At 45.5% G+C, this 13,590-nt stretch carries 11 protein-coding genes and 2 tRNA genes; all 13 read right to left on the bottom strand.

Annotated elements, in window-relative coordinates; genetic code table 11:
• Nucleotides 1-109: 109 nt before the first annotated feature.
• On the bottom strand, nt 110-1,045 hold the full coding sequence (gene nlpI, locus VME0621_RS11485; RefSeq protein ID WP_062456835.1) for a lipoprotein NlpI: 936 nt from the start codon (nt 1,043-1,045) through the stop codon (nt 110-112).
• A 176-nt stretch (nt 1,046-1,221) separates the two neighbouring features.
• Complete coding sequence (gene pnp, locus VME0621_RS11480; protein ID WP_038225491.1) at nt 1,222-3,363, bottom strand: polyribonucleotide nucleotidyltransferase; 2,142 nt, start codon at nt 3,361-3,363, stop codon at nt 1,222-1,224.
• Between the two features lie 311 nt (nt 3,364-3,674).
• Entirely contained in the window at nt 3,675-3,944 is a 270-nt protein-coding gene (gene rpsO, locus VME0621_RS11475) for a 30S ribosomal protein S15 (protein ID WP_005380094.1), read from the bottom strand.
• A 118-nt stretch (nt 3,945-4,062) separates the two neighbouring features.
• Complete coding sequence (gene truB / locus VME0621_RS11470; protein ID WP_038225493.1) at nt 4,063-5,016, bottom strand: tRNA pseudouridine(55) synthase TruB; 954 nt, start codon at nt 5,014-5,016, stop codon at nt 4,063-4,065.
• Nucleotides 5,016-5,432: a 30S ribosome-binding factor RbfA gene (gene rbfA / locus VME0621_RS11465; protein WP_006072035.1), complete on the bottom strand. Its 417-nt coding sequence runs from the start codon at nt 5,430-5,432 to the stop codon at nt 5,016-5,018. Before rbfA ends, truB begins: the two co-directional genes overlap by 1 nt.
• A gap of 108 nt (nt 5,433-5,540) precedes the next feature.
• Nucleotides 5,541-8,258, bottom strand: a complete 2,718-nt coding sequence (gene infB, locus VME0621_RS11460; RefSeq protein WP_038225495.1) for a translation initiation factor IF-2 — start codon at nt 8,256-8,258, stop codon at nt 5,541-5,543.
• A gap of 22 nt (nt 8,259-8,280) precedes the next feature.
• Nucleotides 8,281-9,768 (bottom strand): transcription termination factor NusA, encoded by a 1,488-nt coding sequence (gene nusA / locus VME0621_RS11455; RefSeq protein WP_038225496.1) that lies wholly within the window; start codon nt 9,766-9,768, stop codon nt 8,281-8,283.
• A 33-nt stretch (nt 9,769-9,801) separates the two neighbouring features.
• Complete coding sequence (gene rimP, locus VME0621_RS11450) at nt 9,802-10,257, bottom strand: ribosome maturation factor RimP (RefSeq protein WP_062456832.1); 456 nt, start codon at nt 10,255-10,257, stop codon at nt 9,802-9,804.
• A 234-nt stretch (nt 10,258-10,491) separates the two neighbouring features.
• Nucleotides 10,492-10,568, bottom strand: a tRNA-Met gene (locus VME0621_RS11445).
• Between the two features lie 55 nt (nt 10,569-10,623).
• Nucleotides 10,624-10,707, bottom strand: a tRNA-Leu gene (locus VME0621_RS11440).
• A 34-nt stretch (nt 10,708-10,741) separates the two neighbouring features.
• Complete coding sequence (gene secG / locus VME0621_RS11435; protein ID WP_006075643.1) at nt 10,742-11,077, bottom strand: preprotein translocase subunit SecG; 336 nt, start codon at nt 11,075-11,077, stop codon at nt 10,742-10,744.
• A gap of 280 nt (nt 11,078-11,357) precedes the next feature.
• Entirely contained in the window at nt 11,358-12,695 is a 1,338-nt protein-coding gene (gene glmM, locus VME0621_RS11430) for a phosphoglucosamine mutase (RefSeq protein ID WP_062456829.1), read from the bottom strand.
• A 22-nt stretch (nt 12,696-12,717) separates the two neighbouring features.
• Nucleotides 12,718-13,548, bottom strand: a complete 831-nt coding sequence (gene folP, locus VME0621_RS11425) for a dihydropteroate synthase (protein WP_062457035.1) — start codon at nt 13,546-13,548, stop codon at nt 12,718-12,720.
• Nucleotides 13,549-13,590 lie beyond the last annotated feature (42 nt).

Here is a 13,590-nt window from a genome sequence, read left to right as displayed (position 1 = left end):
TTAATTAGCATGGCTAACTAGTTTAGCTAAATTAGAACTAGAGTCAACGGATAAAAAAACACCAGCGCTAGGCTGGTGTTTTTGTAGCGATGATTGTGAAAAGTTCACATTACTGTGAGTCGGTGGTGCTCTCTGCTGCTTGCTTAGCTTCTTGCTTCGCCTGCTCTGCTTGTTGTGCTCTCACAATTTCAAAGATTTTAGTTAACTCAAGAAATGCGTACTTATGCTCGGCATAATCGTAGACATTCTGGGCGATGGCCAGCTTATATAGAGAGACTGCTGCTGGATAATTGCCATCGATTTGATGACGTTTTGCCAAGTAGAAGTAGACTTCAGTGAGTCTTTCCGCTAGCACGTTATTGTCTCGGCTGCTAGAGAGAATCGCTTTAAACGCCTGTTCTTCAGAGACTTTATCTAACATCAACGCAACCAAGATCCAGCCCCAATCATTATTACGTGCTTGGTAGCGCTTCTCTAGTGCAATAGCGGCATCCAGTGGACCAGCCTCACGAGAAATGATGTAGAGCCAAAGGGCACGATACGGATCAGCAGGGTTCTCTTGGTAATAACGCGTCATGCCCTCAATCGCTAATGGGATACGATCACCATAGTAAAGCGCAATAGAACGGTTTCTTAATGCATAAGAGTTTGAAGGGTCAAGCTCTAAACTCGAATCGAAGGCTTCATACGCAGAGTCAAAATCGCCAATTTGGGTGAAGTACTGCCCCACTTGGTTAAAAACGACAGGTTGCGCAGGGTTAAGTTGTAATGACTGATTGAAGTCTAACTGAGCTAAGTCACGTAATCCGAGGCTGTTGTAATAGGAGCCTCGCTCGAAGTGCATTTTTGCTCTGACGTCATTCTCAAGGTCACTGCGCAGCAGAAGCTGTGTCAATCGGGCGACTTGAACTTCGTATTGAACATTTGCCTGTAATGGCACAGCCATTGGTGGGTTCAACCATTGTTCACCTTGTGTTGACGAGTTGGTAGCACAACCAGTCACTGCCACCACTAAGCTTAATCCTAAGATTCGAAACAACTTCACTATATCATTCTCCTTGTACCCACTATGGCGTCGCTATTATTGGCAACATTTAAAGTATCGTTATAGTTGCACAGCGTAATGCGTAGTAGCGGGAATTATCCTTCGCGCATTAAAAAAGGGGGCTATTGCCCCCTCTTTATAGCACGCTTTTTAACGTAATGGTCTAGAAAAGCGAATTATTCTGCGTCAGACGCTGAATTTTCATCCGCTGCTGGAGCTTTCGCTTCAGGCTTTTCCATTGCTTCTTTCATGCTTAGACGTACACGACCTTGGCGGTCAATTTCAAGCACTTTAACTTGAACTTCTTGACCTTCTTTCAGGTAGTCAGTCACTTTCTCAACACGCTCATGAGCGATTTGAGAGATGTGTACTAGACCATCTTTGCCTGGAAGAACCGTTACGAATGCACCGAAGTCGGCTAGACGAGCAACTTTACCCGTGTAGATCTTACCCACTTCAACTTCTGCAGTGATAGCTTCGATACGAGCGATCGCATCTTTCGCTTGGTCACCGTCAGTCGCAGCGATCTTGATAGTACCGTCGTCTTCGATCTCAATCGTTGTACCGGTCTCTTCAGTTAGCTGACGGATAACCGCGCCACCTTTACCGATAACGTCTTTGATCTTGTCTGCGCTGATCTTCATTGTGTGGATACGTGGAGCGAACTCAGAGATGTCTTCACGAGCACCAGAGATAGCTTCATCCATTACAGAAAGGATGTGCTTACGTGCACCTTGCGCTTGGTTAAGAGCAATTTGCATGATCTCTTTAGTGATACCTTCGATCTTGATGTCCATCTGAAGTGCAGTGATACCAGTGTTAGTACCTGCTACTTTAAAGTCCATGTCACCTAGGTGGTCTTCGTCACCAAGGATGTCAGAAAGAACAACGAAATCGTCGCCTTCTTTAACAAGACCCATTGCGATACCCGCAACAGAAGACTTGATTGGAACACCAGCATCCATAAGCGCTAGAGACGTACCACATACAGAAGCCATTGAAGATGAACCGTTAGATTCAGTGATTTCCGATACAACACGTACTGTGTATGGGAATTCTTCAACAGAAGGCATTACTGCTGCGATACCGCGCTTAGCCAGTTTACCGTGACCGATTTCACGACGCTTAGGAGAACCTACGAAACCCGTTTCGCCTACACAGTATGGAGGGAAGTTGTAGTGTAGTAGGAAGTGATCTTTGCGCTCACCTGTTAGCTCGTCGATGATTTGAGCATCACGCTGCGTACCAAGAGTCGCAGTTACGATTGCCTGAGTTTCACCACGAGTGAACAGTGAAGAACCGTGAGTACGTGGAAGAACACCAGTGCGTACGTCTAGCGCACGAACCATATCTTTTTCACGACCATCGATACGTGGGTTACCCGCGATAATGCTACGACGAACAACTGTCTTCTCTAGATCGTGGAAGATAGTGTGGATTTCTTTAGTGTTCGCTTCTGGATCTTCAGCAAGAAGAACATCGTTAACTTCTGCTGCAATCGCGTGAATGCGGTCGTAACGAGCCATCTTTTCAGTGATTTGGTACGCTTCAACAAGTTTAGCTTCTGCTAGTTCAGCGATGCGGTTGTTAAGAGTTGTGTTCTCTTCTGGAGCAACCCAGTCCCAAGCTGGAGTAGCAACTTCTGCTGCAAACTCGTTGATTGCTTTGATAACAACTTGCTGTTGATCGTGGCCGTAAACCACTGCTGATAGCATCTCTTCTTCTGTTAGGTTGTCTGCTTCAGACTCAACCATAAGAACAGCGCCTTCAGTACCCGCAACAACTAGGTCTAGTTTAGAGTTTTCTAGCTCAGTGTTGCTTGGGTTTAGTACTAGTTGACCATCAATGTGACCAACACGTGCTGCACCGATAGGACCGTTGAACGGGATACCAGAGATAGCAAGAGCAGCTGAAGTACCGATCATTGTTACCATATCTGGTTGAACGTTCGGGTTTACAGACATTACTGTCGCGATAACCTGAACTTCGTTTTTGAATGCGTCTGGGAATAGTGGACGAATTGGACGGTCGATTAGACGTGCAGTCAGTGTTTCGCCTTCAGAAGGACGACCTTCACGCTTGAAGAAACCACCAGGGATTTTACCTGCAGCGTAAGTACGCTCTTGGTAGTTTACTGTTAGTGGGAAGAAGTCTTGACCTTCTACTGCTTCTTTCTTACCAACAACAGAAACGAATACTGACGTATCGTCCATTGTTACCATTACAGCTGCAGTAGCTTGACGTGCGATAACGCCAGTTTCTAGCGTCACAGTGTGGTTGCCGTATTGGAACGACTTAACAACTGGTTTTTCGAACATTGTATTTCCTTTTTTCTGGAATCATTCCAGATAATTGATTGTGCGCTCAATGCATTACAAATCGCGACTAGTTCAAACAAACTTCACTTGAAAAAAGTAAGTGTGCTTGGAATAGTCGCGACCCTGAGGTCGACTAAATGGACTGTAATGTACCGAACAAATTGTGACTAAACGTGCTTGCTCTTCACAACTCAGTTTAGACGGGACGTAGTATAAACTACTTAGTGGAAGTTTTGCTATTAACTAAGAAATTTAGCTAACAAAAAAGGGGCATATAGCCCCTTTTAACAAACTTTCTATGCAGACGCTGATTAGCGACGTAGGCCTAGACGTTTGATTAGGTCTTGGTAGCGAGCTAGGTTTTTACCTTTTAGGTAATCTAGAAGCTTACGACGACGAGAAACCATACGTAGAAGACCACGACGGCTGTGGTGATCGCCTTTGTGTGCTTTGAAGTGACCTTGTAGGTGGTTGATAGAAGCTGTAAGTAGAGCTACTTGAACTTCTGGTGAACCAGTGTCGCCTTCACCTTGTGCGTATTCTGCAACGATTGCTGCTTTAGTTTCTGCATTCAGAGACATAATTCTCTCCTAATAAGAGTAAGTTTAAAAGTTGTAGCAGCCAATCTCTGATTCAGCCGCTACGCGAAGCGCGAATTATAGGGAATAATTCTAGCTAGAGCAAGGAGTATTCGTGGCTCTATTGAGCACTTTCTTCCTCACGGAAAACAACGAGTCGCTTAGGTGCAAGCTTAGCATCGTCATTCATAGCGCCAACGCCGATGAATAAACGCTCTTCACCCATGGTCATGCGTACTGGTGCATCGACTGGTAAGCCTGAAACCTGCACTGGCTGACCATGCTGAAGCAAGTCACCAAGCTCAGGTGATACATTCACTTCTTGAAGATCTTGTACTGCGCTGTCCATTGGCATTAGCAGTGGATCAAGCAACTCGCGCGGCTGACGCTCTTCACGCTTTGCCTGCTCAAATAACTCGTTAAGTTGCTCTAGGGTCACCATGTTCTCATAAGGATACTTAGCAACAGCAGTACGACGTAGCATAGTTACGTGCGCACCACAGCCTAACATTTCACCGAGGTCATCGACGATAGTGCGGATGTAAGTGCCTTTCGAGCAATGTACTTCCATCTCTACTTCATCACCTTCAAAGCGATGTAGGACAATTTCATACACGGTAATTTTGCGCGCTTCACGAGGAACTTCGATACCTTGACGAGCGTACTCATATAGTGGCTTACCTTGGTATTTCAGTGCAGAGAACATTGACGGCACTTGATCAGATTCACCACGGAACTTGTCTATGCACTCATCAAGAAGCTCAGGTGTTACATTGATATCGCGAGTTTCTACCACTTCACCATCAGAGTCAGAGGTATTGGTACGCTCACCAAGTTTAGCGATAACACGGTAGCGCTTGTCTGAATCTAACAAGAATTGAGAAAACTTAGTTGCTTCGCCCAAGCAAATTGGCAACATGCCAGTTGCTAATGGGTCAAGTGCACCAGTGTGCCCTGCTTTCTCAGCGAAGTAGATGCGCTTTACTTTTTGTAGAGCATCATTCGATGAGATTCCGGTAGGTTTATCTAGAAGGATAACGCCGTTGACTGGACGTCCCTTGCGACGTCTAGCCATTACTGCTCTTCTCCCTCTGCACCGTTTTCTTCGCTGCGACCTGCTTCGTCTTGCTTACGCTTATCTTCGTTAACCACTTCACTCACTAGGTTAGACATACGCATACCTTCGACAAGCGTGTTGTCATAGTGGAAGCGTACTTCCGGTGTTAGGCGTAGGCGAATGCGCTTACCTAGCATCATGCGAATGTGAGCTTCGTGTTCACGAAGGGCTGCTAGGCTCGATTCTGGAGTCTGTTCACCAACACATAGGAAAGTAACGAATACTTTCGCGTATGCGAGGTCACGAGAGACTTCTACGTCTGAAATCGTCACCATACCTAGGCGAGAGTCACGAACTTCGCGTTGAAGAATAAGAGCAAGCTCTTTTTGTAGTTGCTGCGCAACACGTTGTGTGCGGCTAAATTCTTTTGACATTTCTTTTCTCACTATAGAAAGAATGGGGGGATGGTATTAACCAGCCCCCCATGGCGTATTCAACAACCATCAATACTCAAGTTAAAAACTGAGTAACGATTTTGTCAATTAGTCTAGAGTACGTTTGATTTCAACGATTTCGAATACTTCGATTTGGTCGCCAACGCGAACATCGTTGTAGTTCTTAACGCCGATACCACATTCGTAACCGTTCTTAACTTCTTGAACGTCATCTTTGAAGCGGCGTAGAGATTCTAGCTCACCTTCGTAGATTACAACGTTATCACGCAGTACGCGGATTGGGTTGTTACGCTTGATAGTACCTTCAGTGACCATACAACCTGCGATAGCGCCAAGTTTTGGAGACTTAAATACGTCACGTACTTCAGCAAGACCGATGATTTCTTGCTTGAATTCAGGAGCAAGCATACCGCCCATTGCTTGTTTCACTTCGTCAATCAATTGGTAGATGATTGAGTAGTAGCGAAGGTCTAGGTTTTCAGTCTCAACAGCACGGCGAGCAGATGCATCAGCACGTACGTTAAAGCCTAGGATGATAGCGTTAGATGCTGCTGCAAGTACTGCATCAGTTTCTGTAATACCACCAACACCAGAACCTACGATGTTTACTTTAACTTCGTCAGTAGACAGTTTCAGTAGCGAGTCTGCGATTGCTTCTACAGAACCTTGTACGTCTGCTTTCAGTACTACGTTAAGCTCAGCAACGTCACCAGCTGTCATGTTAGAGAACATGTTTTCTAGTTTCGCTTTTTGCTGACGCGCAAGTTTCACGTCACGGAATTTACCTTGACGGTAGTTTGCTACTTCACGAGCTTTACGCTCATCACGTACTACAGTCGCTTCGTCACCTGATGATGGCACACCAGACAGACCCAAGATTTCTACAGGGATAGAAGGACCAGCTTCTGTTACTTCTTTACCTAGTTCATCACGCATTGCACGTACACGGCCGTATTCTTGACCACATAGTACGATATCGCCCTTGCGTAGAGTACCTGATTGAACAAGTACAGTAGCAACTGGACCACGGCCTTTATCTAGGAATGATTCAACAACCACGCCCGATGCCATACCGTCAGCAACGGCTGTTAGCTCTAGTACTTCAGATTGAAGCAGGATAGCTTCTAGAAGGCCGTCAATGTTAGTACCTTGTTTCGCAGAGATGTGAACGAACATGTTCTCACCGCCCCACTCTTCAGGAATAACATCGTACTGTGCCAGCTCGTTCTTAACGTTATCTGGGTTCGCGTCTTCTTTATCGATCTTGTTTACAGCAACGATTAGAGGTACACCTGCCGCTTTCGCGTGCTGGATAGCTTCAACCGTTTGTGGCATTACGCCATCGTCCGCAGCAACTACAAGAACCACGATATCCGTCGCTTGGGCACCACGAGCACGCATAGCAGTAAACGCCGCGTGTCCTGGAGTATCAAGGAAGGTGATCATACCGTTTTCAGTTTCAACGTGGTATGCACCGATGTGCTGTGTAATACCACCCGCTTCGCCAGAAGCAACGTGTGTACGACGAATGTAGTCAAGTGTTGAAGTCTTACCGTGGTCAACGTGACCCATGATAGTAACAACTGGAGCACGAGATACGGCTTCAGACGTTGCATCACGATCAGACAGTACTGCTTCTTCCAGTTCGTTCTCTTTGCGAAGAACAACTTTGTGACCCATTTCTTCAGCAACAAGTTGAGCTGTCTCTTGGTCAATCACTTGGTTGATTGTCGCCATTGCACCCATTTTCATCATTACTTTGATGACTTCAGTGCCTTTAACTGACATCTTCTGAGCTAGCTCAGAAACCACGATCGTCTCACCAATTACAACGTCTTGCTTAGCAACGGTCGCGGTCTTATCGAAGCCGTGCTGCATAGAAGTTGGTTTAGCCAACTTACCTTTCTTGCCACGTTGGTTACGACCACCGCGACCGCCACGTGAATCATCACGCTCTTGTGCAGATTTCTTCTTACGACGACGAGGTGCTTTCTCTTCGCTGCGGTCTTGAGCGTCTTCCGCTTCACGAGCGTAAGTTGAAGTCGTTGTGTGATAGTCAGCTTTTTCGCTGTCTTTTGACTTCTTCTCTTCCTCAGACCAACGAGCTGCATTTTCTTCAGCCAGTTTACGAGCTTCTTCTGCTAGACGAGCCGCTTCAGCTTCTGCCTTGCGCTGCGCCTCTTCTTCTTGACGGCGCTTCAGCTCGTCCGCTTCTTTCTTCGCTTCAGCATTCTTTGCGTTCATTTGTTTCTTAGCCTTTTCCGCTTCGTCGCGCTTTTCTGCTGTTGATTCTGCGTTGCGTTTATCATCCGCTTCACGTTTTGCTTTTTCCTCAGCTAAACGTTTCTCTTCGGCTTCTCGCTTTGCTTTCTCTTCAGCTTCGCGCTGTGCTTTTTCTGCAGCTTCACGTTTGGCTAGCTCTTCGGCTTCACGTTGTGCACGCTCTTCCGCCTCACGATTTGCTGCTTCCTCAGCTTCACGTTTTGCTTGCTCGTCGATCGCACTGCGTTTTACATAAGTGCGCTTCTTACGCACTTCTACCTGTACATCTTTGCTTTTACCGCCACCTGCAGAAACAGATAACGTGCTACGAGTCTTACGTTGTAGTGTAAGACGTGTAGGCTCAGCATCGCCCGATGTATCACCATGTTCTTTTTTCAGGTGAGTAAGAAGCGTTTGCTTCTCTTCATCGTTCACCTGATCGCTCTCTGATTTGTTAAGACCAGCATCAGCAAGTTGTTCAATTAGGCGATCCACTGGCGTACCAATTTCTTCGCTAAGTGCTTTAACCGTAAGTTTTGTCATGCAACTACCTCCTTGCTGATTATTATTCTTCGTCGCCGAACCAACAGATGTTACGTGCAGCCATGATTAGCTCACCTGCGCGCTCTTCTGTTAACCCTTCAATACCCTCTAACTCGTCTACACCTTGGTCTGCAAGATCTTCAAGCGTAGCTACACCTTTGGCAGCTAGTTTAAATGCCATTTCACGCTCAAGACCTTCTAGTGCTAGTAGGTCTTCTGCTGGTTCAACACCTTCAAATGACTCTTCTTGAGCAAGCGCAAGTGTAGTTAGGGCATCTTTTGCACGACTACGAAGTTCTTCTACAAGCTCTTCGTTTAAGCCGTCGATTTCTAGAAGTTCATTCACTGGCACGTATGCCACTTCTTCTAGTGTTGAGAAGCCTTCTTCAACCAGCATTTCTGCAAAGTCTTGCTCGATGTCGAGGTGCTTCATAAAGTTTTCGATAGAAGCAACAGCTTCTTCTTGGTGTTTCTTCTGTAGGTCTGCAACCGTCATTACGTTCAGTTCCCAACCCGTTAGTTGAGACGCTAGACGTACGTTTTGACCACTACGACCGATAGCTTGTGCTAGGTTGTCCGCTTCAACAGCGATATCCATAGAGTGCGCGTCTTCATCAACGATGATAGAAGCAACATCCGCTGGAGCCATTGCATTGATAACAAACTGTGCTGGGTTATCGTCCCAAAGCACGATATCGATACGCTCACCGCCAAGTTCACCAGAAACAGCTTGAACACGCGCGCCACGCATACCAACACACGCACCCACAGGGTCAATACGACGGTCGTTAGTTTTCACAGCGATCTTAGCGCGAGAACCAGGATCGCGAGCTGCGCCCTTAAGTTCAATTAGCTCTTCTGCAATTTCCGGCACTTCAACACGGAATAGCTCTGCAAGCATTTCAGGCTTAGAACGAGTAATGAATAGTTGGAAACCGCGAGCTTCTGGTGCAACTTTGTATAGAAGACCACGTACACGGTCGCCTGGACGGAAGTTTTCACGAGGTAATTGATCATCACGCAAAATAACCGCTTCAGCGTTGTTACCAAGATCTAGAATAATAGTGTCACGGTTAACTTTCTTAACCACACCTGTCACTAGATCGCCTTCGTTATCAATGAACTGCTCAACGATTTGTGCACGCTCAGCTTCACGTACTTTTTGCACGATAACTTGCTTAGCTGTTTGAGTCGTAATGCGGTCAAACGTTACAGAATCGATTTCTTCTTCTACGAAGTCACCAACTTGAATAGATTCATCATCGAATTGAGCTGCTTCAATTGAGATCTCTTTTGTTGGAAACTCAACTTCTTCTACTGCCATCCAACGACGGAATGTTTCGAATTCGCCCGTTTTACGGTCGATAGCTACGCGTACATCAATTTCGATTTCGTGTTTCTTTTTCGTTGATGTTGCTAGCGCAATTTCTAGCGCTTCAAAAATACGCTCACGAGGAACAGCTTTCTCGTTAGAAACTGCTTCTACTACCGCTAAAATTTCTTTACTCATTTATCTAGCCTCTAAGCTTTTATTATTAGGGACCTAAAATTTAGGGATCAGGTTAGCTTTAGAAATGTTACTCAGTGCCATTTCTTCTTCGTTGCCGTCAACAATGATTGTGACAGTCTCGCCTTCAATAGATTGGATTGTACCTTTCCACTTACGACGGTTACCCACAGCCATTTTCAGAACGATGCTGACCTCGTGACCAATAAATTGTTCGTAGTGTGCTGATTTGAAAAGTGGTCTTTCTAAGCCTGGTGAAGACACCTCTAGGTTATAAGCCACCGTAATTGGGTCTTCAACATCCATTACTGCACTTACTTGATGACTTACTTCTGCGCAAGCATCAACAGTAATACCATCTTCATGGTCGATATAGATACGAAGGGTAGAATGCTCACCAGCACGGATGAACTCTAAACCAACAAGCTCGTAGCCAAGTGCCTCAACAGGCGCTTCGAGCAATTCTGTAAGTTGTCTTTCTAAACCAGTCATTTAACCACTCCAGAAACAAAAAAAGGGCATATAGCCCAATTTAAATTCCAAGCATTTATTCGAGCGTTTCAAAAAGCTCAAATAACAAAAAACCCCGAAAGTCGGGGTTGTTTGTTGCTGGACCCTGATCACTAAGAAAAAGTAACACTCTACACATAGTAGTCAGTGTTTTCTTAGTGTGCAGTGATTTTTTCACACTGCTAAACTTGCAATCCATCAACACTTAGAAAGTATTGGTTGCGGGGGCCGGATTTGAACCGACGACCTTCGGGTTATGAGCCCGACGAGCTACCAAGCTGCTCCACCCCGCGTCCGACTTGCTGAGCATTATACGCTCACCAAACTGTATTACAAGTTTATAAATAATGGTGCCGAGAGAGGGACTCGAACCCTCACACCAAAGGCACTAGCACCTCATGCTAGCGTGTCTACCAATTTCACCATCTCGGCATTTAAGTTAATCGTCTAGTAAATAGCGATTAACTTATTGAGGGATTTCATCACTGCTTTTAGCAGGAACATCACTCGCTGCATCAACTTGCTGTTCAACAACTTGACCTTGAGAAGGGTCAACCCATTGAGACTCACCTTTGTGAGTGTACATGTTGCCAAGTACTAAGCTGATAACAAAAAATACGATTGCAAAAATTGCAGTCATTCGGGTTAGGAAATTCCCTGAGCCACTAGCACCAAACACAGTGTTTGACGCGCCAGCACCGAATGAGGCTCCCATATCTGCGCCTTTACCTTGTTGAATTAACACTAGGCCAATAACACCAAGCGCAGCCAACAGGTAAATCACAAGTAGAACTTGAATCATTTGTCCACCTATGTTCCAAATTGTTGAGCCAGCGCCGCTTTCATTGCTACATGCATTGAAAACCTGGCTATGACCTCCTAAGAGAAGGCGGTGGCAATACTAGCGAATGCCGCACTGACTGACAAGAGAAAAATGACAAAAATCTTTCGCCGAGCCGTTAACCGCTCAAAAAAAAGGCGAAAGCTCAATTATCGTAAATAAGAAGCGGTTAATCATATAGAAAACAAACAAGAACCAAAAGCAATTTTTGGTTCTTGTTAAATACGATAGCCTGCGAAGGTTAGCAGTTTTCTTTTACAATATCGGCAATGTACTGAGCTGAGTCGTTAACCAAAGTTTCGTCCTCACCTTCAACCATAACTCGCAGCAGAGGTTCAGTACCTGATTTACGCAGAAGTACTCGACCTTTATCACCCAAATCTGCTTCTGCTTTCTTCACTGCAGCAATAACAGCATCCGCTTCCAATGGATTTGCATCACCGCTAAAGCGAACATTAATCAGTACTTGCGGATACAACGTCATGCCACTTGCTAGTTCATTGAGTGACATTTTCGCACCAACGATAGAAGCCAGTACTTGCAGTGCCGCAACAATCGCATCACCAGTGGTGACTTTATCAAGTAGAATAACGTGCCCAGAGTTTTCAGCACCAATGCGCCAACCTTTCTCTAACAGTTGCTCCATTACGTAACGGTCACCAACTGCTGCGCGAACAAAAGGAATTCCTAACTGCTTAAGGCCGTTTTCCATCCCTAAGTTGGTCATCAATGTACCAACAACACCGCCTTTAAGTTCACCGCGGCGTAGTGCATCGCGAGCAATAATATAAGCGATTTGGTCACCATCGACTTTATTGCCTTGGTGGTCAACCATAATAATGCGGTCGCCATCACCATCAAACGCTAAACCAATATCTGCTTTTTCAGCTACCACTCGAGCTTGTAAGGCACGAACATCCGTTGCGCCAACTTCGTGGTTGATGTTCGTTCCATCTGGTTCAACACCCATTGTGATGATATCAGCACCTAATTCGGCAAACACAGACGGTGCAATTTTGTACGTCGCACCATGAGCACAATCTAGAACGATTTTTAATCCAGCTAAGCTAAGCTCATGTGGGAAAGTACTTTTACAAAATTCAATGTAACGACCAGCGGCATCATTTAGACGGCTTGCTTTACCCAACTCAGCAGATTCAACACATTCAATATCTTTGTCGAGCTCTTCTTCAATAGCCAGTTCAATCGCGTCCGGCAGTTTCGTGCCTTCCGAAGAGAAGAACTTAATACCGTTGTCGTAATATGGGTTGTGTGACGCTGAAATCACGATACCAGCTTCGGCACGAAATGTCTGAGTGAGATAAGCAACGGCAGGCGTTGGCAGTGGGCCTGTAAAAATAGCTTTCAGACCTGCCGCAGAAAGACCTGCTTCCAAGGCAGACTCCAACATGTAGCCAGAGATACGAGTATCTTTACCGATGATAACCTTTTTAGTACCTTGCTTTGCGAGTACTCGGCCAGCAGCCCAACCGAGTTTTAGTACAAAGTCTGGTGTGATTGGAAATTGACCAACCTTTCCACGAATACCATCAGTACCAAAATAACGTCGTTGTGACATAGTATTTCCCTAATTTTATTTTTTATATATTTGATTGCATCATCTGGACGATTTTCATCGCTTCGATGGTTTCTTCTGCATCGTGCACACGAATAATTTGCGCACCTTTAGCTGCGGCAAGCGTCGCGCAAGCTAAGCTCCCAGCAAGACAGTCTGCTGGTGCTTTATCAAGTAATTTAAAGATCATCGACTTTCTCGACATGCCCGCCAGTATTGGCAGACCAAACTGGTGAAATTTCTCCAGATGAGCCAGAAGGTGATAATTATGCTCTAGCGTTTTACCAAAACCAAATCCAGGGTCAAGAATCAATTGTTCTTTTTTGATTCCCACTTCCTCACAAGCCTTAATGCGCTGTTCTAGAAACTCAGCGACGTCTCCGAGTAAGTCGTTATAAGTTGGATTCGTTTGCATGGTCCTAGGCTGACCTTGCATATGCATTAAGCAGATAGGAACGCCAGCATCAGCCGCAACTTGAAGCGCTCCAGGCTCTTGCAGTGCTCGAACGTCATTGATGATATCCGCACCCGCTTCAATTGCCTTTTGCATCACTTCAGCTTTACTGGTATCGATTGAGATCCAGACATCGTAGCGTTCACGAATCGCTTGGATAATCGGAATTACGCGTGATAATTCTTCCTCAAGTGTCACATCTGGCGCACCAGGACGTGTTGACTCGCCGCCGATATCGATGATCGATACACCAGCTTGAATCATAGATTCAACCTGAGTCAAAGCTGCATCGATCGAATTGAATTTGCCGCCATCAGAAAACGAATCAGGGGTAACATTGACGATACCCATGACATGTGGGCGATCCAAAGGGAGGGATTTATTGTTTGCTTTTAAAATCATAGTTGCCATAAACAAGAAAAGCCCCGAGCAAAACTCGGGGCT

The sequence above is a fragment of the Vibrio mediterranei genome (genome assembly GCF_900088415.1).
GTDB classification, from domain to species: Bacteria; Pseudomonadota; Gammaproteobacteria; order Enterobacterales; family Vibrionaceae; genus Vibrio; species Vibrio mediterranei.
The sequence above is the reverse complement of the archived record's forward strand: the minus strand, read 5'-3'. Positions and strand labels throughout refer to the sequence as shown.